The 23,399-nt window shown below is 63.3% G+C and carries 23 protein-coding genes and 1 tRNA gene; 15 read left to right on the plus strand and 9 right to left on the minus strand.

From position 1 onward, the window contains the following. Positions 1 to 35 precede the first annotated feature (35 nt). From BW975_RS07115 to BW975_RS07140, 6 genes are all read right to left on the minus strand, one after another. On the minus strand, positions 36 to 965 hold the full coding sequence (locus BW975_RS07115) for an electron transfer flavoprotein subunit alpha/FixB family protein (RefSeq protein ID WP_076532227.1): 930 nt from the start codon (positions 963 to 965) through the stop codon (positions 36 to 38). Further along, on the minus strand, positions 965 to 1,723 hold the full coding sequence (locus tag BW975_RS07120; RefSeq protein ID WP_076532229.1) for an electron transfer flavoprotein subunit beta/FixA family protein: 759 nt from the start codon (positions 1,721 to 1,723) through the stop codon (positions 965 to 967). The genes BW975_RS07115 and BW975_RS07120 overlap by 1 nt, the downstream gene beginning before the upstream one ends. A 226-nt stretch (positions 1,724 to 1,949) precedes the next feature. Next, positions 1,950 to 2,522 (minus strand): cob(I)yrinic acid a,c-diamide adenosyltransferase, encoded by a 573-nt coding sequence (locus BW975_RS07125; RefSeq protein ID WP_076532231.1) that lies wholly within the window; start codon positions 2,520 to 2,522, stop codon positions 1,950 to 1,952. Between the two features lie 2 nt (positions 2,523 to 2,524). Beyond that, positions 2,525 to 2,737, minus strand: coding sequence for a twin transmembrane helix small protein (locus BW975_RS07130; protein WP_076532233.1), 213 nt, complete (start codon positions 2,735 to 2,737; stop codon positions 2,525 to 2,527). A gap of 112 nt (positions 2,738 to 2,849) precedes the next feature. Continuing rightward, positions 2,850 to 3,698, minus strand: coding sequence for an SDR family oxidoreductase (locus BW975_RS07135; RefSeq protein WP_076532235.1), 849 nt, complete (start codon positions 3,696 to 3,698; stop codon positions 2,850 to 2,852). Position 3,699: 1 nt separating this feature from the next. After that, entirely contained in the window at positions 3,700 to 4,392 is a 693-nt protein-coding gene (locus BW975_RS07140; protein ID WP_076532237.1) for an SH3 domain-containing protein, read from the minus strand. 216 nt (positions 4,393 to 4,608) lie between these two features. On the opposite strand from BW975_RS07140, the gene BW975_RS07145 reads away from it, so the two are divergent. Then, a complete protein-coding gene (locus tag BW975_RS07145; RefSeq protein ID WP_076533493.1) occupies positions 4,609 to 6,933 on the plus strand; it encodes a DNA topoisomerase IV subunit A in 2,325 nt (774 codons plus the stop codon). Between the two features lie 10 nt (positions 6,934 to 6,943). Here BW975_RS07145 and BW975_RS07150 read toward each other — a convergent pair whose 3' ends face one another. Continuing rightward, a complete protein-coding gene (locus tag BW975_RS07150) occupies positions 6,944 to 7,312 on the minus strand; it encodes a glyoxalase superfamily protein (protein ID WP_076532239.1) in 369 nt (122 codons plus the stop codon). Between the two features lie 193 nt (positions 7,313 to 7,505). Between BW975_RS07150 and BW975_RS07155 the strand changes: the two genes are divergently transcribed. Both BW975_RS07155 and BW975_RS07160 read left to right on the plus strand, forming a co-directional pair. Further along, the gene (locus BW975_RS07155; protein WP_076532241.1) at positions 7,506 to 8,681 is read left to right on the plus strand and encodes a DUF898 family protein; all 1,176 of its coding nucleotides are present in this window, start codon (positions 7,506 to 7,508) and stop codon (positions 8,679 to 8,681) included. Next, on the plus strand, positions 8,681 to 9,814 hold the full coding sequence (locus tag BW975_RS07160) for a M48 family metallopeptidase (RefSeq protein ID WP_076532243.1): 1,134 nt from the start codon (positions 8,681 to 8,683) through the stop codon (positions 9,812 to 9,814). The genes BW975_RS07155 and BW975_RS07160 overlap by 1 nt, the downstream gene beginning before the upstream one ends. 78 nt (positions 9,815 to 9,892) lie before the next feature. Here BW975_RS07160 and BW975_RS07165 read toward each other — a convergent pair whose 3' ends face one another. Beyond that, positions 9,893 to 10,246 carry a hypothetical protein gene (locus BW975_RS07165; protein WP_076532245.1) on the minus strand — a complete coding sequence of 118 codons (354 nt, stop codon included), beginning with the start codon at positions 10,244 to 10,246 and terminating at the stop codon, positions 9,893 to 9,895. 112 nt (positions 10,247 to 10,358) lie between these two features. Then, entirely contained in the window at positions 10,359 to 11,717 is a 1,359-nt protein-coding gene (locus BW975_RS07170; protein ID WP_170846535.1) for a cytochrome P450, read from the minus strand. 136 nt (positions 11,718 to 11,853) lie between these two features. On the opposite strand from BW975_RS07170, the gene BW975_RS07175 reads away from it, so the two are divergent. The 12 genes from BW975_RS07175 (at position 11,854) to rpoB (ending at position 23,384) form a co-directional block, all read left to right on the plus strand. Beyond that, positions 11,854 to 12,492, plus strand: a complete 639-nt coding sequence (locus BW975_RS07175; RefSeq protein WP_076532249.1) for a hypothetical protein — start codon at positions 11,854 to 11,856, stop codon at positions 12,490 to 12,492. A gap of 81 nt (positions 12,493 to 12,573) precedes the next feature. After that, positions 12,574 to 12,649: transfer RNA gene (locus tag BW975_RS07180), tRNA-Trp, on the plus strand. 268 nt (positions 12,650 to 12,917) lie between these two features. Next, positions 12,918 to 13,679: a hypothetical protein gene (locus tag BW975_RS07185; protein ID WP_076532251.1), complete on the plus strand. Its 762-nt coding sequence runs from the start codon at positions 12,918 to 12,920 to the stop codon at positions 13,677 to 13,679. A gap of 114 nt (positions 13,680 to 13,793) precedes the next feature. Then, a complete protein-coding gene (gene secE, locus BW975_RS07190; protein WP_076532252.1) occupies positions 13,794 to 13,991 on the plus strand; it encodes a preprotein translocase subunit SecE in 198 nt (65 codons plus the stop codon). A 226-nt stretch (positions 13,992 to 14,217) separates the two neighbouring features. Further along, positions 14,218 to 14,748 carry a transcription termination/antitermination protein NusG gene (gene nusG / locus BW975_RS07195; protein ID WP_076532254.1) on the plus strand — a complete coding sequence of 177 codons (531 nt, stop codon included), beginning with the start codon at positions 14,218 to 14,220 and terminating at the stop codon, positions 14,746 to 14,748. Between the two features lie 158 nt (positions 14,749 to 14,906). Then, positions 14,907 to 15,332 (plus strand): 50S ribosomal protein L11, encoded by a 426-nt coding sequence (gene rplK / locus BW975_RS07200; RefSeq protein ID WP_076532255.1) that lies wholly within the window; start codon positions 14,907 to 14,909, stop codon positions 15,330 to 15,332. Position 15,333: 1 nt separating this feature from the next. After that, entirely contained in the window at positions 15,334 to 16,032 is a 699-nt protein-coding gene (rplA, locus tag BW975_RS07205; RefSeq protein ID WP_076532257.1) for a 50S ribosomal protein L1, read from the plus strand. Between the two features lie 258 nt (positions 16,033 to 16,290). Beyond that, positions 16,291 to 17,205 (plus strand): LicD family protein, encoded by a 915-nt coding sequence (locus BW975_RS07210; RefSeq protein WP_076532259.1) that lies wholly within the window; start codon positions 16,291 to 16,293, stop codon positions 17,203 to 17,205. 4 nt (positions 17,206 to 17,209) lie between these two features. Further along, on the plus strand, positions 17,210 to 17,680 hold the full coding sequence (locus tag BW975_RS07215) for an adenylyltransferase/cytidyltransferase family protein (protein ID WP_076532260.1): 471 nt from the start codon (positions 17,210 to 17,212) through the stop codon (positions 17,678 to 17,680). A 293-nt stretch (positions 17,681 to 17,973) separates the two neighbouring features. Next, positions 17,974 to 18,492 (plus strand): 50S ribosomal protein L10, encoded by a 519-nt coding sequence (gene rplJ, locus BW975_RS07220; protein ID WP_076532262.1) that lies wholly within the window; start codon positions 17,974 to 17,976, stop codon positions 18,490 to 18,492. Positions 18,493 to 18,570: 78 nt separating this feature from the next. Further along, positions 18,571 to 18,948: a 50S ribosomal protein L7/L12 gene (gene rplL / locus BW975_RS07225; RefSeq protein ID WP_076532264.1), complete on the plus strand. Its 378-nt coding sequence runs from the start codon at positions 18,571 to 18,573 to the stop codon at positions 18,946 to 18,948. Positions 18,949 to 19,247: 299 nt separating this feature from the next. Beyond that, on the plus strand, positions 19,248 to 23,384 hold the full coding sequence (gene rpoB, locus BW975_RS07230) for a DNA-directed RNA polymerase subunit beta (protein WP_076532265.1): 4,137 nt from the start codon (positions 19,248 to 19,250) through the stop codon (positions 23,382 to 23,384). The last annotated feature ends 15 nt before the right edge of the window (positions 23,385 to 23,399 follow it).

Raw genomic sequence — 23,399 nt, forward strand, 5'->3', positions numbered from 1 at the left:
TGCGCCTTCTACAGGCGCAGATTATGTGCCGTTTCTCAGCTGAGCTTGTTGGTCAGGTCCGGAACTGCCTCGAAAAGGTCGGCGACAAGGCCGTAATCGGCAACCTGGAAGATCGGCGCCTCTTCGTCCTTGTTGATTGCAACGATAATCTTGCTGTCCTTCATACCGGCAAGATGCTGAATCGCGCCCGAGATGCCAACGGCGACATAAAGGTCCGGCGCGACGACTTTGCCGGTTTGGCCGACCTGCCAGTCGTTGGGCGCGTAGCCCGAATCGACGGCCGCGCGGCTGGCGCCGACGGCGGCGCCAAGCGCGTCCGCCAGCTTTTCGATCATGGCAAAATCATCTTTGCTGCCGACACCGCGCCCGCCCGAGACGACAACGCCTGCCGAGGTCAGCTCGGGACGATCAGAGGCCGCGACCTTGTCTTCGACCCATTCCGACAGGCCCGGGTTATCGCTGGCCGAAATCGTCTCGATCTGTGCGTTGCCACCCTCTTCGGCGGCATCGAAGGTTGAGGTGCGGAAGCTGATGACCTTCTTGCCATCGGTCGATTTGACAGTCTGGATCGCGTTGCCCGCGTAAATCGGACGCTCGAACGTGTCACCGGACACGATTCCCGACACGTCAGACAGCACCATCACGTCCAACAGCGCGGCGACGCGCGGCAGCACGTTCTTGGCGTCGGTCGTGGCGGGTGCGACGATGTGTTCGTAATCACCGGCCAGTGACACGATAAGCGCCGCCGTCGGCTCGGCCAGACGGTGGCCCAGGGATGCGTCCTCAGCCACGAGCACTTTCGATATGCCTTTGATCTTGGATGCTGCTTCGCCCGCGGCGGCGGCAGAGGCGCCACAGCAAAGCGCGGTCACATCGCCCAGCTGGGCGGCGGCGGTCACAGCCTTGGCGGTGGCGTCCATCGCCAATTCGCCATCGGTCACTTCGGCAAGGAGAAGAACAGCCATTACACAGCCCCCGCTTCTTTGAGTTTCGATACCAGCTCGTCGACCGAGCCAACAATTTCGCCAGCCTTGCGCGCCTCGGGCTCTTTCGTTCCGGTGACTTGCAGGCGGGGTGTGACATCGACGCCGTAATCGGCGGCGGTTTTCTCATCCAAAGGCTTTTTCTTGGCCTTCATGATGTTCGGAAGGGATGCGTAGCGCGGCTCGTTCAGGCGCAGATCGACGGTGATGATGGACGGCATCGTGACCTTGATCGTCTGGAGACCGCCATCCACCTCGCGCGTGACGACAGCGTGATCGCCGTCGATATCCAGTTCGGAGGCGAAGGTGCCCTGCGACCAGCCCAGAAGCGCCGACAGCATCTGGCCGGTGGCGTTCATGTCGTTGTCGATGGCCTGCTTGCCCGCGATGACGAGGCCGGGCTGCTCTTCTTCGACGATCGCCTTGAGGATCTTGGCGACGGCCAGAGGCTCGATATCGGTGTTCACATCCTCGCTCGCCACGACCAGGATTGCGCGGTCGGCGCCCATGGCCAGCGCGGTGCGAAGCGTTTCCTGCGCCTGCTTGACCCCGATCGATACGGCGATCACCTCGTCAGCCTTGCCGGACTCTTTCAGGCGGATCGCCTGCTCGACGGCGATCTCGTCAAACGGGTTCATCGACATTTTAACATTGGCCAGATCGACGCCGCTCCCATCCGCCTTGACGCGGACTTTCACGTTATAGTCGATCACGCGTTTGACAGGTACGATCACCTTCATTGCATCATCTCCCTAGGATTGGCGAGGCCCGTCATCGGGGCCCCTCGCATACAGTCTCACCGGAGTGATATAGAAGCCAAGCCGGGGAAAACAGCGCAAAATCGTCGCGTCCGGGCCCGCTTGCGGCGCGCGGGCAGAGCGGTTGCGACGGAGCCGTGTTTTCCGCGCGGAAAACGGGCGCTGAAAACATGTGATTTCAGAGCGAAGCCCGGCCGCGCCGCTGGACTTAGCGGTTTGCGCCCGGAACCCAGAGCACGTCATCCTTGCCGGAATTGTTGGCCATGCGGCCCGCCACGAAGAACCAGTCGCTGAGGCGGTTGAGATACATCACGGCGGCGGCATTGACGGGCTCCACCTCGGCCAGCTCGGTCGCCAGGCGCTCGGCGCGCCGGCTGACCGTGCGGCACAGGTGCAGGTAGGCGGCGAGGGAAGATCCGCCCGGCAGGATGAAGCTGCGCAGCGGCTCGAGCTGCTCGTTCATCGCGTCGATCTCGGCCTCCAGCCGGTCGACCTGGCTCTGGGCCATGCGCAGCGGCGGATATTCGGCCTCGGCATCCTTTTCCATGCCGGGACGGCAAAGGTCGGCGCCAAGGTCGAACAGATCGTTCTGGATGCGCGCCAACGCGTCATCCGTCTCGCCCGTTGCGTGCAGGCGCGCCATGCCCAGCGTCGCGTTAACCTCGTCAACAGTGCCGTAAGCCATGACACGCGCCGAATGCTTGGCCACGCGGCTGCCATCGCCGAGGGCCGTATCGCCCTTGTCGCCGGTGCGGGTGTAGATCTTGTTCAGCACGACCATCGTCATTGCCCTCCGAATTGCTTGTGAATAGTGACGAAAGCCAGGATCACGATGACCGCCCCGAACTGTGCATAGATGCGCCAGCGCATGAACTTGTTCGCCCGCTTGCCGTTCTCCGCGCCCTCCTTGCCAAAGGTGCTGATGCCGAGCGCCAGAATAAGCGCGACGCCCAGGCAAGCGGCGGCGACGAGCAGGAAAAGCGGATCTTTGAGCATGAAAGCCTCCGGGTAGCGTGTTTGGAGCGCATGTAGACCGTATCGCGGCAAAGGCGAAAGGGAAATGCGCTGAGGCCAAAGAATGGCAGCATCTCAGGCCTTGGCCCGCGCCTTAAGCCTTGGAGAGAATCCAATCGAGCGCGCGGGTCGGCAAAATGCGCCGTGCGGCGCCCATGACATGGGTGGGCACGGTGACGGCATAGCGGGCGCGGGGGCGCCGCGCCTCGACCGCATGGATCAGTTTGCGTGTAACGGCGGCGGGCGGCAGCTCGAACGTGTCGGGGCCGGTTTCGGCGTAGAGACGCTTTTGCAGACCGGCGCGATAATCAGCCTCGCGCGCAGAGTTTTCCCAGTCGATCCAACGCTCGAAATGCGGGATCGAGTTTTGCCGGATGCGCGACGTCACGGGGCCGGGCTCGATCAGCGAAACATGAATTCCCGTGCCACGAAGCTCGATCCGCATCGTATCGGTCAATCCTTCAACGGCGAACTTGGTGGCGTTATAGGCGCCGCGCCACGGCAGCGTAACGAGGCCTAGAACCGACGAGCATTGTACAATGCGTCCCGCTTTCTGGGCGCGCATGACGGGGATCACCCGGCGCGTCAGATCGTGCCAGCCAAAGAGATTGGCCTCGAAAATCTCGCGCAGGGCGCCAGTGGGCAGATCCTCGACAAGGCCGGGGCAGGCATAGGCGCCATTGTTGAACAGCGCATCCAGCCGCCCATCCGTGGCGTCCAGAACTTCGGTCAGACCCGCGGCCATGCTGGCCTCGTCCGCATAGTCGATGCGTGGGCTTTCAAAGCCTTCCGCCTGCATCCGAACGCAGTCTTCCTCCTTGCGGCAGGCAGCAAATACGCGCCATCCACGCGCTTTCAGCCCATGCGCCGCGTCATAGCCGATACCCGATGAACACCCGGTGATGAGAATTGCGCGCTGTGCGCTAGCCTTGGGGGACGTCAAATCAATTGGCCGCCGTCACCAGCCAGTCGGCCATCCATCCGGTTTGGCCGGTATCCAGATCGCGCAACTCGACCCAAGCGCCACGGCGGCCCAGAATTTCGACATCCGTGCCGCGCGTCAGCTGATCGACTTTCGCGAAATCCGTGCCGGGGCCGCTGCGCATATTGGCGCGGTCGCCTGCGATGCTGCGGATGTCGGTGGCGGTCTGCTGCGGCGCAGCGCTCTGCGTGGAAATGACGGCGCGGTCGATGGGGGTGTTGCGCACGTCCGCCACAAGGGTCTCGGCATCAAAGCTGCCGATCCCTTCGAGGCCACGGATCTCGCCGGCATTGCCGCCATTGAGAGGCTGCGAGGCGGAGGCGAGGGTAATGCCGAAGCCGCCCAGCTCATCCTCTGATACGCCAGACAGGCCCGCAAAGGTCACAGGCGCAGCGCGCTTGGTGCCGCGCATTTCGGTTGCGGGCTTCGCGCGTTCTGCTTTGGCGACGACTTCGGTGGATGCCTTCGGCGCTTGTTCAGGTTCGGCCGCCGCGACGCGTGTCAACTCTGACAGATCAAGCGCGGGCGCGAACAGAGGCTTGTCCGCCATGGCCACCTGCAGCGAATTGGGCGCGGGCGCATAATCGGCGCCGCCGCTGACCTCGTAGAAGGCAAGCCCGAGAAACGCGAAACTGACCATGATGAAACGCCACATAACCGTGCAACCCCCATTGCATATTTCAAAGGCGCCAAAGCCGTGACACCTGTCAGGGGGCAAGGCAATCTTGGCCCCCGAATTTGTCATCGGCAAGCAATTGCCGATAACGCATTTACCACTTTACACGATTCGGCACGGGTCCGAACGGAAAAGAGCCTGCCGCGCTGCGAGATGCGCTTTACGTGCAAACACGCCACGGCTATCACCGCGAGCATGAGCGATGACATCAAAGATCCCGGCGCGCCGGATGGCGATACGCCGCCCGCGCCCCAGCCGTCCGAAACTCTGCGCCGTGCAATCGGCGACAGGTACCTGACCTACGCGCTCAGCACGATCATGCACCGGGCACTGCCGGACGCGCGGGACGGGCTAAAGCCTGTGCATCGCCGGATCCTCTATGCAATGCGCGAGCTGCGGCTAAGTTCCACCGGTGGCTTCAGAAAGTCGGCCAAGATTTCGGGCGATGTGATGGGTAACTATCACCCGCACGGTGATGCCGCGATTTATGATGCCATGGCCCGCCTCGCGCAGGATTTCGCGGTGCGCTATCCGCTGGTCGACGGGCAGGGCAATTTCGGCAATATCGACGGGGATAACCCTGCCGCGGCGCGATACACCGAAGCACGCATGACCGCCGCCGCCGAGGCGCTGCTGGACGGGCTGAGCGAGAACGCCGTCGACTTCCGCGACAATTACGACGGGACCCTGACCGAGCCGGTCGTTCTGCCTGCGAGCTATCCCAACCTGTTGGCCAACGGGTCCAGCGGCATCGCCGTGGGCATGGCCACCAATATCCCGCCGCACAACATCTCGGAGCTGGTCGATGCCTGCCTGCATCTGATCAAGGTGCCCGATGCGCGCGACGATACGCTGCTGAACTACGTGCCCGGCCCCGATTTTCCGACCGGCGGCGTCATCGTCGAGCCGCCCGAGAGTATCGCGCAGGCCTATCGCACCGGGCGAGGCAGTTTTCGCCTGCGCTGCAAATGGGAGATCGAGGATCTGGGCCGCGGCCAGTGGCAGATCGTCATCACGGAGATCCCCTATCAGGTGCCGAAATCGCGCCTGATCGAGAAGATCGCCGAGCTGATCCAGCTGAAGAAAGTGCCGATCCTGGGCGACGTACGCGACGAGAGCGCCGACGATATCCGCCTCATCCTCGAGCCTCGCAGCAAGAATGTGGCGCCCGAGGTCTTGATGGGCATGATGTACCGAAACTCCGACCTCGAAGTCAGATTCTCTCTTAACATGAATGTGTTGATCGACGGAGTTACACCAAAAGTCTGCTCGATGAAGGAGGTGCTGCGCGCCTTCCTCGACTTCCGCCGCGAGGTGCTGCAGCGCCGCTCGGTCTATCGGATGGAGAGGATCGACCACCGGCTGGAAGTGCTGGAAGGGCTTATCGTCGCCTTCCTGAACCTCGACCGCGTGATCGACATCATCCGCTATGACGACGCGCCCAAGGCCGCGCTGATGCGCGAGGATTGGGGCCGCGAGTTCGTGCGCGCGACAAACGAGGCCGATTACGTCCCCCCCGCCGAGGGTGGCGAGGACGGGCTGACCGATCTGCAGGCGGAATCGATCCTGAACATGCGCCTGCGGAGCCTGCGCCGTCTCGAAGAGATCGAGCTGCTGAAAGAGCAAAGCGCCCTGATGGAAGAGCGCGCCGCGCTGGAAGATCTGCTGGAGCGGCCCGAGCTGCAATGGGACGCCATCGCGGACCAGCTGCGCGAGGTCAAGAAGACCTTCGGCAAGGGCTATGTCCACGGGCCGCGCCGCACGCAATTTGCGGAGGCCGGCGAGGTCGAGGATGTGCCGCTGGAGGCGATGATTGACCGCGAGCCGATCACCGTGGTGTGCAGCCAGATGGGCTGGATCCGGGCAATGACCGGCCATATCGACCTGACCCGCGAGCTGAAATTCAAGGATGGCGACGGGCCGCGATTCCTTTTCCATGCCGAGACGACGGATCGCCTCTTGGTCTTTGCCTCGAACGGGCGGTTCTACACGGTGCCGGCCGCCAACCTGCCCGGCGGGCGCGGCATGGGCGAGCCCCTGCGCCTGATGGTCGATCTGCCGAACGAGGCCGAGATCGTCGATATCCTGATCCACCAGCCAGGCCGCAAACTGCTCCTGGCCTCCTCGGCGGGCGACGGCTTTGTCGTGCCCGAGGACGAGGTGGTGGCCCAGACGCGCAGCGGCAAGCAGGTTCTGAACGTGCGCGCACCCGCTCGCGCGATGGTGTGCAAGCCGGTGACGGGTGATCACGTCGCCGTTGTGGGCGAAAACCGCAAAGTGTTGATTTTTGCACTGTCCGAGCTGCCGGAAATGGGGAGGGGCAAGGGCGTAAGGTTGCAAAAGTACAAGGATGGCGGGCTGAGCGATGCCGCGACCTTTGTCTTGGAGGCCGGTCTGACATGGCTGGATCCGGCGGGGCGCACCCGCACCGAAACGGCGCTGGACGAATGGACGGCCAAGCGCGCCAGTTCGGGTCGGATGGCGCCGCGCGGCTTCCCAAGGGACAACAAGTTTAATTGAAGTACGTGCTCTAAGTCTCTGACGGCGTGCAGAAAATCAGTTTGTTCCCGGCGGGGTCGGTAATGCTCATGTCCTTGAAGCCCCAAGGCTGATCCTGCACGCCGGGGCGCGCGAACTTATACCGCTTGGCATTGAGCGCGGCGCAGTAGGCCTCGACATCTTCCACCTCGATGCGCAGCGCCGCACCGGGTGTGGCATCGCCATGATGCTCCGACACATGCAGCACGCAATCGCCCAGCCTCAGCGACAGGTAAAGCGGGGCATCGACGTCGAAGCGGTGCTCGAACTCCACATCGAAGCCAAGGAAATCGACGTAGAACGCCCGCGCCGCAGCCTCGTCGAAGCTGCGCAGGATCGGGATCGGGGGCCGCATTCGCATCAGAACATCCTTTGCCTCTCGGATACGCCTTCAGCGGCGCCTAGGCCACGGTGCCGCGCGGCGCGGCGCGCTGTCAATCCCGGCGGGCAATCCCCGCACGCCCGAGGCATTTCGCGGGCTGGACAGGTGCGGTCCGGCTGCGATACTGCCGCCGGATGGATTTGGGCGGCTGCGTCCGCGATGAGGCAGACATATGAGCACGGCGCTGAACGGCGAGTATCACGGCAAGGCGGCGCCCCTCTTCTGGCTGGGCGTGCGCACGGCCATGCTGACCGCCGTGACGCTGGGCATCTATCGGTTCTGGGCCAAGACGCGGATCCGCCGCCATATCTGGTCCAGCGTCGCCGCCGATGGGGACGCGTTCGAATATACCGGCACGGGGCTTGAGAAATTCCTGGGTTTTCTGGCCGCCATCGTGATTTTGGCGCTCTATCTTGGCGCGGTTCAGATGGTCCTCTTTTATTTCGGGCTCAGCCTCTTTGGCACGGCCGAGACGCAGGCGCAGGCGTTTTTGCAATTCGGCGCGCTCAGCATCACGTCGATCGCGGTCCTGCCGCTGATCTTCTTCGCGCAATATCGCGCGCGACGCTACCAGATGGGGCGCACCCGCTGGCGCGGCGTGCGCTTTGGCGTGCTGCCGGGCGCCTGGGGCTATGTCTGGCGCGCGATGGCCCATTGGGCGGTGACGATCCTCAGCCTTGGCCTCCTCTGGCCGCGCATGACCTTCTGCCTCGAGAAATACAAGGTGGACCGCAGCTGGTACGGTGATGCCCCCTTTCATCAGGGCGGGCGCTGGCAAGAGCTTTATCCTGCGATGAAGCATCTTTTCATCGGGGCCGGGCTGATGGTGCTGTCCGTGATTTTCGGCTTCGCCGAGGTTTATGTGATGGCCGGGCTTTGGGGCGCGCTTGGCGTGGTCTGGGCGCTGGTGGGCATTCTGTCTTACCGGGTCAACAGCTTTGCCTATCTCGCGCGGCACCTGACGCTGGGGGACGGGCGCATCGGCTTTGACGCCGCGCCCGAGACTTGGGCCATCCTGTGGCAGATCGTCGGCGGCTCGCTTCTGGTGTCGTTCGGGACGGGCCTTGCCTTTGCAATTTTGGGCCTGATTCCTGCCGCATTGGCCTTCATGGAGGTGATTTCGCTGAGGGTTCTGATTGTGCCGACCGTGCTGGCCTATCTTCTGGCGATGGCGATCTCCTCGTCCCTCTACCTCACTTGCGTTGCGCAGCCCGTGCTGCGCCACGTGACCGCGCGCTGCCGCCTTACGGGGGCCGATGCGCTGGGCGATGTGCGCCAGCGCGAAGCGGATGGCGATACGGATGCCGAGGGCTTTGCCGATGCGCTGGATATCGGGGGGGCGTTCTGATGCTTCCCTCTCCTGCACGCTATTACGACGGCACCAGCGCCGCGCGGCGCGACGTACGCGTGATGCTGGCCGAGGGCGGCGGCGCGCTGACCATCCTTGGTGGGGCCGAGGGCATGCGGGAGGATTGGCCGCTGCCGATGCTGCGTGCGCTGCCGGGGCAGGCGGTGCCAAGGCAATTGGTGCTGACGCTTTACCAGCCTCAGAACACGCGCGACGCGATGCCGCTATCACCCGCCCGGCTGACCATTCGGGACCCCGAGCTGATCGCGGCCTTGCGCGCCCGATGCCCGCGCCTGATGCGGCGCGAGCGGCGCCCCCGCGCCACCGGGCGCATCCTCAAGCGTGGCGGTCTGGCCGTGGGGGCGGTGGCGATGATGCTCTTCGTGATCCTGCCGCGCATGGCCGACACGCTGGCCACGCTTTTGCCGATCGAGCGCGAGGTGGCGTTTGGCCGCGCCGTGGTCAGCCAGATCGAAATGGCGCTGGGCGCTGCGGATCTGGGCGCGCTCGATTGCGATGCGCCCGCGGGTCGCGATGCGCTGGATCTGATGGTGGCCCGACTGAGCGATGGGACCGACCTCAGCTATGATCTGCAGATCAAGGTGCTCAATCACCCGATGGTCAACGCCTTTGCCGCGCCCGGCGGGCATGTGGTGCTGATGCGCGGCCTCTTGGACGAGGCGAGTGGCCCCGATGCCGTCGCCGCCGTGCTGGCCCATGAGATCGGCCATGTGGAGGCGCGCGACGCCACGCGCCATGCGCTGCGCGCCGCCGGTTCGGCGGGCCTCTTGTCGATGGTGATGGGCGACGTGACCGGGGGCGCCGCTGCCGTTTTCCTCGGCGAGCAGGTGCTGCAAGCCAGCTACACGCGCGAGGCCGAGACCGAGGCGGACCTCTTTGCCCTCGGCATGCTGGGCCGCGCCGGCGTCAGCAGCCAGGGCATGGCGGATTTCTTTGACGGGCTGGCCGAGGAGGAGGGCGATATCGCGCTGCCCGGATACCTTTCGAGCCATCCGGTCAGCGCCGCGCGCGCCGATCGGGCGGCGGCCCATGCGGACGGGCAGTCGGGCACGCAGCCCATACTGGACGCGGCTGCGTGGCAGGATCTGCAATCCATCTGCGATGGCGGCTGAGAGACACCTGCCGAAACGCATTGCGCCCGCCGGATTCCCTCCGGCGGGCGCTATGGCAATGTCAGCGCGACGCGGAGATCATTCCAGCGTGTTGCCCTGCTTGATCACACCGGTGCCGGCGCTCTCGCCGTTCTGGAACCACTCCAGCTGATCGCCGTCGATCTCGGCGGCATAGCAGCCGAAGTCGGTGCCGGGATAGCAGACGCCCTCATCGGTGATCTCGTAGGTGCCGCCGCCGGTGGCGTCCTCGTAGGTGCCGTCTTCGGCGAAGTAGCTGGCATAGCCGCCCCCGCCCATATCGCCCATGAACGTATTGCCGACGAGCGCCGCGCGCAGCTCATCCGCGCTGGACGCGGCGAGTGCACCGGTCGTCATGGCGCCCAGCGTGAGGGCCGCGGCCATTGCCGTGCGGGTCAGTGTGGATAGGGTCATTGAACGTCTCCTTGTTGAAGTGCAGTTGTCGAAACTAGAGCGCGGGGCAGGCTGCATGGCAATCCCGCTTGGCGCTGGCCCTTGGGGCATGCGCGCTTATTCGCCGCCGCCCTCACAGCGGCTCGGCCTGAAGCCAGACACCGCCCTCGGGCCGAAGGGTCAGGATCATCACCGGCTCAGGGGCCTTGCCTGTCACAGGCGTGAACCGGAACCGATTCAGCAGCGTGCCGAGGATGATCACCGCCTCCTGAAGCGCGAAACTGGCGCCGATGCAGATGCGCGGCCCGTCGCCGAAGGGCAGGTAGGCGTAGCGCTGAAGGTCCTTGCGCGTCTCGAACCGCTCGGGGCGAAAGGCGTCGGGCGCGTCCCACAGCTGATGGTGGCGGTGGAGCGCATATATCGGCACGATTACCGTGTCGCCGCGGCTGATCTTGCGCCCGCAAAGCGTATCGTCGGCCAAAGCACTGCGCGAGACCATGGCGGCGGGCGGATAAAGCCGCAGCGCCTCGTCCGCGATCATGCGGATATAGGGCAGATTGGCCACATCCGCGCCCGTCACCGGCCCGTCGCCGCAGACGCGGCGCAGCTCCTCGCGCGCCTTGTCCTGCACGCGCGCGTCAAAGGCGCATAGATAGAGCGACCAGGCCAGCGTCAGCGCCGTCGTCTCGTGCCCCGCGACGATGAAGGTCAGCAGATTGTCGCGCAGCTCGGCGGTGTTCATGCGGCGCTTGGTTTCGGGATCTTCACCCTCCAAGAGGAGATCGAGAAGGTCCGGCACGCCCTCGGGTCCGCGCTTGCGCCGGGCCTCGACGGCGTCATCGGCGACGCGTTTCATGTCGCGCATCGCGCCAGCGGATACCATGCGGCCCGGACGCGGCACCCAATCCGGCAAGCCCAGGATGTCAAAGAGCGAGATCTTGCCCGCCTCGGAAATGTAGGCGTCGATGGCCTGATGCACGCCGTCGGAATCGAAGCTGCCATCGCCGGAAAAGGTCACATCCGCGATGACGTCGAAGGTGGTGCGCACCATGTCCTCGGCCATGTCGACGGCGCGGTTTCCGGCGCCTGCGATCCGCTCGGCGCTGCGCTCGGCGGCGGCGGTCATGATCGGCGCGAGGTTCATAACATTGCGATGCGAAAAGACGGGCGCCGCCGCGCGCCGCTGCCAGCGCCACTCGGCGCCCTCGGCGATGAACATGCTTTCACCGATGGCAGGGCGCAGCAAGTTCTTGGTGACGATGGATTTGGGGTAATTGGCCTCATTCTCCAGCAGGACGCGGCGCAGCGCGCCGGGGTCCATCACCATGTGCCACCGCTTGCCGGTGCGCCCCGACACCATCGGCTGGCGCGTGGCGATGTCGGGAATGATGCTCAGGACATTGCGGCGCGCGGCCTTCAAGCTGCCGAGGATGCCGACCGGTTCGGTGATCAGCGGCACGCGAACCGGAAGGGTTGGGGGAGGGGATGCCATGTCGTTCATACCCTCTTAAGTAGGGGCCGCCGCGCCCGCGGCAATCGCGCGCTGGGCGCATTTCGTTGCGAAGGGAGGCGGTCTGCGCTATCGCAGGCGCAGATTATCTTTGTAAACCACGTCAGGACCGCTGCCCATGACCCGCATCTTCGCTCTTTTCTGCCTCGTGATTTCGGTGGCCGCCTGCACCAATCCCAACGATCTGGACGAGGCGCCGGCCCCCTTGGGCGATTTCGCGCTGGGCCATAACGTTGTGGTCACGCCGAATATCACCAAGGGACCCGCCTCGCGCGACGCATCCGATGAAGAGTGGATTGCCGCGATGAAACAGGCCGTGGACGAGCGGTTCAGCCGCTACGACGGTGACAAGCTCTATCACCTTGGCATTTCCATCGAGGGCTATGTGCTGGCCGTGCCGGGTGTCCCGCTGGTCGCCTCGCCGAAATCGGCGCTGATCTTCAACGTCACCGCATGGGACGACGCCGCCGGCAAGAAGCTGAACGACAAGCCCGAGCAGATCACGGTGATCGAGTCCTTCTCGGGCGAAACGGTGCTGGGATCGGGCCTGACCCAGTCCAAGGAAGAGCAGATGCGCAATCTCAGCCGCAACGCGGCCAAATTGATCCAGAACTGGCTGGTGCGTCAGAAATATCAAGAGGATTGGTTCGGCGGCACGGATGCAGACAAGGTCATGGCCGCGCGATCCAAAGCCGCCGCCAGGGCCGCCGCGCCGGCAGTCGCCGCGACGGAACCTGCCGGGGATGCAGAGAGCTGATTTTTGTGCGCAGCACGGCCAATTATCCGCGATTGACGGCTTGATTCCTGCGCGCCCGTCGCGTAATCGGTCCACCAACGTAGGGGTATAGCTCAGCTGGTAGAGCGACGGTCTCCAAAACCGTAGGTCCCGGGTTCGAGCCCTGGTGCCCCTGCCATTTTCCAAAGACTAGATGCCAATCATCGCGCACCGGCAGCGACGTTGGCGTCCGTGTTTCATCTTAGCTCAAACACTCTCGCCGAAGGCGTTGCCGTCGTTGGCACATTGCGTGCCATGTCCCGGACTGCGCTAAAGATGAACGCAATTCCGCCACGCTTGCCACAATTTTGCCCGAATCGTGCCCTATACAAATCTCATTCGGTGGACTGACGAGGAATCGTCGCATCGAATTCGCGTGGGGGCGCGATGTATAGGGTGATGCTGCAATGGCATTTTCGGATGACCTGACGACGACATATGTGCCTGCGAATGCGTTGAGGCCCGGCTTGCGACTCAAGCCGTTGGAATCGCGCCGGGCCGAACTATCGGAAACCGAGATTGATGACGTGATCGCGCGGACATTGGCCGCAGAACGCCAAGCCGAGGCGCGCGCTGCCTTGCCTGCGATCGCCAGCCAGGAAGAGATAACCGGCACGGCTGGGCGGAGGTCCCGCCACGCGGCGCGCGAGCGCAGCGCGGCCGAGGTGCGCATGGCCCGTCTTGACATCGAATACGGCGAAAAAGAGTCTCGCCGCACGGCGCAGCCGTCGGGTGCGCCGGTCGAGGATCTGAGGCCCAAATTCGGATGGGTTGCATCGCGCCTCGGCCGCTGGCCGCGCAGAATATTGCTGGGCACAACCGTCATTGCCGCTGCGTGGATTTGGCCTTGGCTTCTGCTGACGGTCTTGGGGACGGGGCTGCTGTTGACGCTTGCCGGTATTTTTGCGCTGGGCAGCGATGCGGTGTCGGGCGCGCTGATCCGGCTTTATCATTGGCGTCATTCGCGCGATCCGGAGCGCGCCGAGCGCATGCGCATCCGGCTCGACGCGCTTGCGATGCGGATGGACAGTCTGCTGGACTGGCTGCCCGAAGGCTGGACCACAGGGCTCTACATGGCTGACTTCAGCCGCGAGGCGCTGGACCCGCAAGGCATGTACGAGGCGCACGACCCCTTCGATCGGCTCCGCGAGGAGGCGGCGCGCGGCTGACATGCGCACCGCGCCGCTTTGCGCACTTGAATTCATGCGCCGCCTTGAGTATGCCCTGCGCCGAGTGGCCCGGTCAGTGACGGGCGGGCCGCGTTCAGCAAAAGAAGGCAGCGCATGGCACGCACCAATCCGCTTCAATTCGTTCAGCAGGTCCGCGCAGAGGTGGCAAAGGTCGTTTGGCCGACGCGCCGCGAGGTTCTGTTGACCACGGTCATGGTGTTCATCATGGCCGCGCTGACAGCCGTCTTTTTTGCGCTGGTGGATCTGGGCATTCGCAGCGGTTTGCAGGGCATTTTCACCCTGGTCGGTTGATCGCGGCGGGCTTTGGCCCGCATTCGGCGTGTCCGGTTGGCTTGCCCCCTTGAATCCATGGGCGATGCCGGGTATCTGCCGGGGCAATTCTGCAAGCTGGCGCGCGGCGATTCGAGCCCCGCGCCGATTTTGTTTGAGAAACGTCCGTTGTATCGGCCTTTGGTCGCCGCGCGGACAGCAAGGTAATTCCGGCCCACGCGCCGGACGAGACGGAGACAGGCTCAGCATGGCAAAGCGGTGGTATTCGGTGAGCGTTCTGTCGAATTTCGAAAAGAAAATCGCCGAGCAGATCAGGACATCGATCGTCGAGAACGGTCTCGAGGACGATATCGACGAGGTTCTGGTCCCGACCGAGGAAGTGATCGAAGTGCGCCGCGGCAAGAAGGTGACCGCCGAGCGCCGGTTCATGCCCGGCTACGTGCTGGTGCATATGGAGATGTCCGACAAGGGCTATCACATGATCAACTCGATCAACCGCGTCACCGGCTTTCTGGGCCCTCAGGGGCGCCCGATGCCGATGCGCGATGCCGAAGTGCAGGCCATCCTGGGCCGCGTCCAGGAAGGCGAGGACAGCCCGCGCACCCTGATCCATTTCGACATCGGTGAGAAGGTCAAGGTCAACGATGGCCCGTTCGAGGGCTTCGACGGATCGGTCGAAAATGTCGACGAAGAGCACCAGCGCCTCAAGGTGTCGGTCTCGATCTTTGGCCGGGAAACCCCGGTCGAGTTGGAATTCACGCAAGTCACCAAGCAATAGGGACTTGTGCGATGCGGCGCCGTCATAGGCGCCGCTGCCCGGAGTGATCCGGGCGCTCATGTGGAAGGCGAGAGGGCCGCGGCCCTTGGACCGGACCACACAACCTGAGTGGTTCGTGGGCGCGCCCCGAACCTGTTGGAAATGGAAGGAGAGGCCTCATGGCCAAGAAACTCGCCGGGAAGATGAAGCTGCAGGTGAAAGCCGGGCAAGCCAACCCCAGCCCGCCCGTCGGCCCCGCACTGGGCCAGCGCGGCATCAACATCATGGAATTCTGCAAGGCGTTCAACGCCAAGACGCAGGATATGGAGCCGGGCGCCCCGTGCCCGACCGTGATCACGTATTACCAGGACAAATCCTTCGAGATGGAAATCAAGACGCCGCCCGCGTCCTATTACATCAAGAAGGCCGCCAAGCTGTCCTCGGGCTCCAAGACGCCGGGCCGCGACACCGCGGGTTCCGTGACGGTCAAGCAGGTCCGCGAGATCGCCGAAGCCAAGTGGAAAGACTTGAACGCAAACGACGTCGAGGCCGCGATGAAGATCATCGTCGGCAGTGCGAAGTCCATGGGCATCGAGGTGAAGTAAGATGGCAAAGCTTGGAAAACGCGCCCGCGCAGCTCGCGAGGCATTCGCCGGCAAGTCCGACCTCAGCGTCGAGGACGCCGTCGCCCTGGTCAAGGGCAACGCCAAGGCGAAATTCGATGAGACCATCGAGATCGCCGTCAACTTGGGTGTCGACCCGCGCCACGCCGACCAGATGGTCCGCGGTGTCGTCGGTCTGCCCAACGGAACAGGCAAGGACGTTCGCGTCGCTGTCTTCGCGCGCGGCCCCAAGGCCGAAGAAGCGCAGGCAGCCGGAGCGGACATCGTCGGCGCCGAGGATCTGATGGAGATCGTCCAGGGCGGCAAGATCGACTTTGACCGCTGCATCGCCACACCCGACATGATGCCCGTCGTGGGCCGTCTGGGCAAAGTGCTTGGCCCGCGCAACCTGATGCCGAACCCCAAGATCGGGACGGTGACGATGGATGTCGCGCAGGCTGTCAAGGACGCCAAGGGCGGTCAGGTCCAGTTCAAGGCCGAGAAGGCTGGTGTGGTTCATGCCGGTGTCGGCAAGGCATCCTTCGATCAGGCCAAACTGGTCGAGAACGTGCGCGCCTTCATCAATGCCGTCGCCAAGGCCAAGCCAGCCGGCGCCAAGGGCTCCTACATGAAGCGCATCTCGCTGACCTCGACCATGGGTCCGGGCGTGACAATCGACGTGGCCGACGCCGCAACCGAGTGATCGCAGCGCTTGCGCATTGAAAAATCGGTTAAAGCCCCGCCCAAAGTGGGGCTTTTTTCGTTTTCCGGTTGGCATATCGGGGGCTGCAGCAAGGTCCGCAGCGGCTGAGCTTTGCCGCATTGGAGTGTCGCATTTTTGCACATGAACATGAACATGAGCTGTGCACTGCAATCTATTGAAAACAGTTGATTGAACGGAAGGCTTGGCTGACCCTGACCGCAAACATCGCCCGTCAGAGGCGAGTTATTGGAGCAGAAGATGCAAGTGGTTCCGGCCGAGCCGCGCACCGATGGCGGGCGTATTTCACAGATTCATGCGATCGCAGCCGCGCAACTGGCGCATCCCGCCGAGAATTTCGACGTCTTTGCGCATCTGCGCGCGCTTGACGCTGTCGCCGAGGATCCGCGCAGCCTGATCGAGCTCGAAGCGCGCATCATGCTGCAATTTGCCGGTCGCATCCGCCGGTCGCGTACCCGCATCTTCATGAACTCCTTGCGCAAGCTGCGCATCGCCGAGAGCAATCGCGCCGCGTTCGACGCATTCGAGGCGATGCTGAAGGGCGCCATGCAATCGGATACGCTGGCTGCGCATGATTTCTCGGCCCAGGGATTTGCCAGGCGGGACCACGCCGCGATCTGGGCTGAAACGCGTGCCCTGATCGATCAGGTGGCCATGCTGACGGATGGAGTCTTTCTGAATTCCGGCACGCTTCTGGGGGTGGTGCGCGACGGGCGCCTCATCGACCATGACGACGATATCGACCTCGGCGTACTCATCCCGCCCACGACCGAGCGGGAGGCGGGCCGCCTCTGGCGCGCCCTGACGCCCGCTCTGGCCGAGCTGGGCGAGGGGGGCGATCGGTCCTCCAGCCGCTCGCCGCAGGTGACGCTGCGCGCGCGGGGCGGTGTCAGTGTGGATCTCTTTCCCGCCTGGATCTATCGCGGCGCGGCCTTCGTCTATCCGCATACCTATGGCGCATTGCCGGAAGCGGACGTCCTGCCGCTTGGCCGGTGCGCCGTGACCGGGCTGCACATCCCTGCCAATCCCGAGGCGATGCTGGCCGTCAATTATGGCGGTGAATGGCGCGAACCCGATCCCTATTTTATCTTTCCCTGGAAACGCCAGAAGCGTAAATTTGCCCGCTTCCTGCGTGCCAGCGGTCTTGAGGAGTGACGACATGACCACATCCGGCATCACGGTTTTGACCTACGGCACGTTCGATCTGTTTCACGCAGGGCATGTGCGGCTCCTGTCGCGACTGGCGGATCTGGGCAGCCGACTGATCGTCGGCTGCTCGACCGATGAATTCAACGCTAAGAAGGGCAAGCGCTGCATCATGCCCTTCGAGGCGCGCGCCGAAATCCTGCGCGCGTGCCGCTTCGTCGATCTGGTCATCCCCGAGACATGCTGGGATCAAAAGCGCCGCGATGTCGTGGCGCATCGGGCCGCCGTCTTTGCCATGGGCAGCGACTGGACCGGCAAATTCGACGATTTGTCCGACCTGCGCCGCGTTGTCTATCTGCCGCGCACGCGCAATATCTCGACGACCGAGATCAAGGCCCTGATGCAGCGCCGCGCCCTCGAGGCGCAGGAGGCAGGCGAGGGCGCGCAGATGGAAACCGCCGTGCCGCGGATGCGCCGCGCATGAATTTTGCGCGATCGGGCCGAAACTCGCGGCAGGGGGTTGGCATTCCGGCGCTAGTCCTCTAAAGGCACCCTTGCAGGTCAGGCACGGGATTCGTCTCATGCCTGTTTTGCGTTTCGTCCAAGACGGTGGGTGGGCCTTTGGCCCTTAATACCCTGCCCGAGGCGGGAATTGAGATTATCAGCCTGGCTATGCCCGGATGCAGTATCGATGCCCCGTTTACAGGACCAAATGCCAGACACTTCTGTCTGGCTGAACTGAGCCGGGGGATAGACCCCCAAATTTGGAGTGAAACTGTGGATAGAGCCCAGAAAGAGAAAGTGGTCGACGAGCTCGGCCAGATCTTCGAAAGCTCTGGCGTCGTAGTGGTTGCCCACTACACCGGTCTGACAGTTGCGGAAATGCAGGATCTGAGGGCGCGCGCACGTGCGGCCGATGCATCCGTCCGCGTTGCAAAGAACAGGCTCGCCAAGATCGCCCTGGACGGCAAGCCCTGCGCATCAATCGCAGGCTACCTGACGGGCATGACCGTTCTGACCTATTCCGAAGACCCCGTGGCTGCGGCCAAGGTGTCCGAGGATTTCGCCAAGGATAACAAGAAGTACGAGATCCTTGGCGGGGCTATGGGTGAGAACGCTCTGGACCGTGCCGGCGTCGAAGCCGTGTCGAAAATGCCCTCGCGCGACGAGCTTATCGCTCAGATCGCAAGCTGCATCGGCGCACCCGCTTCGAACATCGCTGGCGCGATTGGCGCGCCCGCTTCGAACATCGCAAGCATCCTTTCGACTATCGAGGAAAAAGCCGAAGCGGCCTGATCCTCGTTCAACTGGACTGTCCGGCAAGGGCATATCGCCCTGTCGTTGGAACACATCTAATACGGAAAGCATGATAAAATGGCTGATCTGAAGAAACTGGCAGAAGAGATCGTTGGTCTGACCCTGCTCGAAGCACAAGAACTGAAAACCATCCTCAAGGACGAGTACGGCATCGAGCCCGCAGCAGGCGGCGCAGTGATGATGGCTGGTCCCGCAGATGGCGGCGGCGCGGCTGCAGAAGAGCAGACCGAGTTTGACGTCATCCTGAAGTCGGCTGGCGCCTCCAAGATCAACGTGATCAAGGAAGTCCGCGCAATCACCGGTCTTGGCCTGAAAGAAGCCAAAGAACTGGTCGAAGCCGGTGGCAAAGCCGTCAAGGAGCAGGTCTCCAAGGACGAAGCAGACGACATCAAGGGCAAGCTGGAAGCAGCTGGCGCCGAAGTCGAGCTGAAGTGATCGGCGTCCTTTGGGCGCTGGATGCCTGAAGGAACGCATGCATGTGGCTGGATCCGGATTTTCCGGGTCCAGCCGAACCTGTCTTGGACAGGCCCCATTCGCGGCCAAGGCTCACAAAGCCGGCATCCGCGCTTGTGCCGAAGGGCAGGGGGCCTATCTCAGGCGAGGTTCGTGCGATCGGGAGGCCGTCATTGGGACGACGGCCATGAATGGATCGCACCCCCGCTCTCTCTGATGGCCGTGCGGCTGTGGCCCGACAGCACGCAAGGTCCGTTGAGAAATGAAAGGTGACCAGACACATGGCTCAATCCTATCTTGGCCAGAAGCGTTTGCGTAAATACTTCGGTAAAATCCGCGAAGTCCTCGAAATGCCGAACCTCATCGAGGTTCAGAAATCCTCGTATGATCTGTTCCTGCGCTCGGGCGATCAGTCTCAGCCGACGGACGGCGAAGGCATCAAGGGCGTGTTCCAGTCCGTCTTTCCGATCTCGGATTTCAACGAGACGAGCGTCATCGAGTTCGTCAGCTACGATCTGGAAAAGCCGAAATACGACGTCGAAGAGTGCATGCAGCGCGACATGACCTACAGCGCGCCGCTGAAAGTGACGCTGCGCCTGATCGTGTTCGATATCGACGAAGATACCGGCGCCAAGTCTGTCAAAGACATCAAGGAACAGGACGTGTTCATGGGCGATATGCCCCTGATGACGCCCAACGGCACCTTTGTCGTCAACGGGACCGAGCGGGTCATCGTCTCCCAGATGCACCGCAGCCCCGGCGTGTTCTTTGACCACGACAAGGGCAAGACGCACAGCTCGGGCAAGCTGCTCTTTGCCTGCCGCATCATCCCATATCGCGGCTCCTGGCTGGACTTCGAATTCGACGCAAAAGACATCGTCTTTGCGCGCATCGATCGCCGCCGCAAACTTCCTGTGACCACCCTGCTTTATGCGCTGGGTCTGGACCAGGAAGCCATCATGGATGCCTATTACGACACCATCCAGTTCAAGCTGAAAAAGGGGAAAGGCTGGGTCACCAAGTTCTTCCCCGAGCGCGTGCGCGGCACCCGACCGACCTATGATCTGGTCGACGCGGGCACCGGCGAAGTCATCGCCGAGGCCGGCAAGAAGGTCACGCCCCGCGCTGTCAAGAAGCTGATCGACGAGGGCAACGTCAAGAACCTGCTGGTGCCCTTCGAGCATATCGTCGGCAAGTTTGCCGCCAAGGATATCATCAATGAGGAAACCGGCGCGATCTATGTCGAGGCCGGTGACGAGTTGACGCTGGGATACGACAAGGCTGGCGACATCACGGGCGGTACGCTGCAGGATCTGATCAACGCAGGCATCACCGATATCCCGGTGCTGGACATCGATAACATCAATGTCGGCCCGTATATCCGCAATACCATGGCCGCGGACAAGAACATGAGCCGCGAGACCGCGCTGATGGACATCTACCGTGTCATGCGCCCGGGCGAGCCGCCCACCGAAGAGGCCGCATCCGCGCTCTTCGACACGCTGTTCTTCGACAGCGAGCGTTATGACCTTTCGGCCGTGGGCCGCGTGAAGATGAACATGCGTCTCAACCTCGACGCCGAGGATACCGTGCGTACGCTGCGCCGCGAAGATATCGTGTCCTGCATCAAGGCACTGGTCGAGCTGCGCGACGGCAAGGGCGACATCGACGATATCGACCACCTCGGCAACCGCCGGGTCCGCTCGGTCGGCGAGCTGATGGAGAACCAGTATCGCGTCGGCCTTCTGCGCATGGAGCGCGCCATCAAAGAGCGTATGTCGTCGGTCGAGATCGACACCGTCATGCCGCAGGACCTGATCAACGCGAAACCTGCCGCCGCCGCCGTGCGTGAATTCTTCGGCTCGAGCCAGCTGTCGCAGTTCATGGACCAGACCAACCCGCTGTCCGAAGTGACGCACAAGCGCCGCCTTTCGGCGCTTGGACCAGGCGGTCTGACACGCGAGCGTGCGGGCTTTGAGGTGCGCGACGTGCACCCGACCCATTACGGCCGCATGTGCCCGATTGAAACGCCGGAAGGCCCGAATATCGGCCTGATCAACTCGCTCGCCACTTTCGCGCGGGTGAACAAGTACGGCTTCATCGAAACCCCCTACCGCAAGGTCGAGGGCGGGCAGGTCACGGACGAAGTGCAATACATGTCCGCGACCGAGGAGCAGCGCCACACCATCGCGCAGGCGAACGCGAACCTCGATGAAAATGGCCGTTTCGTGAACGATTTGGTCAGCACGCGTCAGTCGGGTGACTACACGCTGGCGCCGAACGAGAATGTCGACCTGATCGACGTCTCGCCCAAGCAGCTGGTTTCGGTCGCTGCCTCGCTGATCCCGTTCCTCGAGAATGACGACGCGAACCGCGCGCTGATGGGCTCGAACATGATGCGTCAGGCCCTGCCGCTGATCAAGGCGGAGGCGCCGCTGGTCGGCACCGGCATCGAGGGCGTCGTCGCCCGCGACTCGGGTGCGGCGATCATGGCAAAACGTGCGGGCATCATCGACCAGGTCGATGCCCAACGTATCGTGGTGCGCGCGACCGCAGACATGGAGCCGGGCGATCCCGGCGTCGACATCTACCGCCTGCGCAAATTCCAGCGCTCGAACCAGAACAGCTGCATCAACCAGCGTCCGCTGGTGAAGGTGGGCGATACGGTCGGCAAGGACGAGGTCATCGCCGATGGCCCTGCGACGGATATGGGCGAGCTGGCCGTTGGCCGGAACGTCATCGTCGCCTTCATGCCCTGGAATGGCTACAACTACGAGGACTCGATCCTGATCTCCGAGCGGATCTCCCGTGATGACGTGTTTACGTCGATCCACATCGAGGAGTTCGAAGTCGCCGCGCGTGATACCAAGCTGGGGCCAGAAGAGATCACCCGCGACATTCCCAACGTGGGCGAGGAGGCGCTGCGCAACCTCGACGAGGCGGGCATCGTCTATATCGGCGCCGATGTGGAGCCGGGCGACATTCTGGTGGGCAAGATCACGCCCAAGGGCGAAAGCCCGATGACGCCCGAAGAAAAGCTGCTGCGTGCGATCTTCGGCGAGAAGGCGAGCGACGTGCGCGACACGTCCCTGCGCGTCAAGCCGGGTGATTTCGGCACGGTCGTCGAAGTGCGCGTCTTCAACCGCCACGGCGTGGAGAAGGACGAGCGCGCGCTGCAGATCGAGCGCGAAGAGGTCGAGCGTCTGGCGCGTGACCGTGACGACGAGCTGGCGATCCTCGATCGCAACATCTACGCCCGTCTGCACGACATGATCCTGGGCAAGACCGCCGTCAAAGGCCCCAAGGGCGTCAAGTCGAACTCCGAGATCACCGAAGATCTGCTGTCGTCCCTGACCAAGGGCCAGTGGTGGCAGCTGGCGCTCAAGGAAGAGGCCGACGCGCAGATCATGGAAGCGCTCAATGCGCAGTATGAGGCGCAGAAGCGTGCCTTGGATGCGCGGTTCGAGGACAAGGTCGAGAAGGTGCGCCGCGGCGACGACCTGCCCCCGGGTGTGATGAAGATGGTCAAGGTGTTCATCGCGGTGAAGCGCAAGCTGCAGCCGGGTGACAAGATGGCCGGTCGTCACGGCAACAAGGGCGTCATCTCGAAGGTTGTGCCTATGGAGGACATGCCGTTCCTCGCGGACGGCACGCCGGTCGATTTCTGCCTCAACCCGCTGGGCGTTCCCAGCCGGATGAACGTGGGTCAGATCCTCGAGACGCATATGGGCTGGGCTTCGCGCGGCTTCGGCATCAAGATCGACGAGGCGCTTCAGGGTTATCGTCGTGATGGCGATCTGACGCCGGTGCGCGAAGCGATGCATCTGGCCTATGGCGATGATGTCTTCGAAGAAGGCATCAAAGGCATGGATGATGCGCAGCTGGTCGAGGCGGCGGGCAATGTGACGGGCGGTGTGCCCATCGCGACGCCGGTCTTCGACGGTGCCAAGGAGCATGACGTGAACGACGCGCTGAGCCGTGCAGGCTTTGATACTTCGGGCCAGTCGATCCTCTTTGACGGCCGCACGGGCGAGCAGTTCGCGCGCCCCGTCACCGTTGGCATGAAGTATCTGCTGAAGCTGCACCACCTTGTCGACGACAAGATCCACGCACGCTCGACCGGGCCGTACAGCCTCGTCACGCAGCAGCCCCTCGGGGGCAAGGCGCAGTTCGGTGGACAGCGCTTCGGTGAGATGGAGGTCTGGGCGCTGGAAGCCTATGGCGCCGCCTACACCCTGCAGGAGATGCTGACGGTCAAGTCGGACGACGTCGCGGGCCGCACCAAGGTCTACGAGAGCATCGTCAAGGGCGAGGACAGCTTCGAGGCCGGCGTGCCCGAGAGCTTCAACGTTCTGGTCAAGGAGGTCCGGGGTCTGGGCCTCAACATGGAACTCCTGGATTCGGAGGGGGAAGAATAGAAAATTCTCACGAAT

The organism is Roseovarius nanhaiticus (assembly GCF_900156535.1).
Lineage (GTDB): Bacteria > Pseudomonadota > Alphaproteobacteria > Rhodobacterales > Rhodobacteraceae > Roseovarius > Roseovarius nanhaiticus.

What these genes read in the sequence shown, in the direction of transcription:
- BW975_RS07115 (WP_076532227.1), bottom strand. Translation starts at nt 965, where the DNA reads ATGGCTGTTCTTCTCCTTGCCGAAGTGACCGATGGCGAATTGGCGATG.
- BW975_RS07120 (WP_076532229.1), bottom strand. Translation starts at nt 1,723, where the DNA reads ATGAAGGTGATCGTACCTGTCAAACGCGTGATCGACTATAACGTGAAA.
- BW975_RS07125 (WP_076532231.1), bottom strand. Translation starts at nt 2,522, where the DNA reads ATGGTCGTGCTGAACAAGATCTACACCCGCACCGGCGACAAGGGCGAT.
- BW975_RS07130 (WP_076532233.1), bottom strand. Translation starts at nt 2,737, where the DNA reads ATGCTCAAAGATCCGCTTTTCCTGCTCGTCGCCGCCGCTTGCCTGGGC.
- BW975_RS07140 (WP_076532237.1), bottom strand. Translation starts at nt 4,392, where the DNA reads ATGTGGCGTTTCATCATGGTCAGTTTCGCGTTTCTCGGGCTTGCCTTC.
- BW975_RS07145 (WP_076533493.1), top strand. Translation starts at nt 4,609, where the DNA reads ATGAGCGATGACATCAAAGATCCCGGCGCGCCGGATGGCGATACGCCG.
- BW975_RS07150 (WP_076532239.1), bottom strand. Translation starts at nt 7,312, where the DNA reads ATGCGAATGCGGCCCCCGATCCCGATCCTGCGCAGCTTCGACGAGGCT.
- BW975_RS07155 (WP_076532241.1), top strand. Translation starts at nt 7,506, where the DNA reads ATGAGCACGGCGCTGAACGGCGAGTATCACGGCAAGGCGGCGCCCCTC.
- BW975_RS07160 (WP_076532243.1), top strand. Translation starts at nt 8,681, where the DNA reads ATGCTTCCCTCTCCTGCACGCTATTACGACGGCACCAGCGCCGCGCGG.
- BW975_RS07165 (WP_076532245.1), bottom strand. Translation starts at nt 10,246, where the DNA reads ATGACCCTATCCACACTGACCCGCACGGCAATGGCCGCGGCCCTCACG.
- BW975_RS07170 (WP_170846535.1), bottom strand. Translation starts at nt 11,717, where the DNA reads ATGGCATCCCCTCCCCCAACCCTTCCGGTTCGCGTGCCGCTGATCACC.
- BW975_RS07175 (WP_076532249.1), top strand. Translation starts at nt 11,854, where the DNA reads ATGACCCGCATCTTCGCTCTTTTCTGCCTCGTGATTTCGGTGGCCGCC.
- BW975_RS07185 (WP_076532251.1), top strand. Translation starts at nt 12,918, where the DNA reads ATGGCATTTTCGGATGACCTGACGACGACATATGTGCCTGCGAATGCG.
- secE (WP_076532252.1), top strand. Translation starts at nt 13,794, where the DNA reads ATGGCACGCACCAATCCGCTTCAATTCGTTCAGCAGGTCCGCGCAGAG.
- nusG (WP_076532254.1), top strand. Translation starts at nt 14,218, where the DNA reads ATGGCAAAGCGGTGGTATTCGGTGAGCGTTCTGTCGAATTTCGAAAAG.
- rplK (WP_076532255.1), top strand. Translation starts at nt 14,907, where the DNA reads ATGGCCAAGAAACTCGCCGGGAAGATGAAGCTGCAGGTGAAAGCCGGG.
- rplA (WP_076532257.1), top strand. Translation starts at nt 15,334, where the DNA reads ATGGCAAAGCTTGGAAAACGCGCCCGCGCAGCTCGCGAGGCATTCGCC.
- BW975_RS07210 (WP_076532259.1), top strand. Translation starts at nt 16,291, where the DNA reads ATGCAAGTGGTTCCGGCCGAGCCGCGCACCGATGGCGGGCGTATTTCA.
- BW975_RS07215 (WP_076532260.1), top strand. Translation starts at nt 17,210, where the DNA reads ATGACCACATCCGGCATCACGGTTTTGACCTACGGCACGTTCGATCTG.
- rplL (WP_076532264.1), top strand. Translation starts at nt 18,571, where the DNA reads ATGGCTGATCTGAAGAAACTGGCAGAAGAGATCGTTGGTCTGACCCTG.
- rpoB (WP_076532265.1), top strand. Translation starts at nt 19,248, where the DNA reads ATGGCTCAATCCTATCTTGGCCAGAAGCGTTTGCGTAAATACTTCGGT.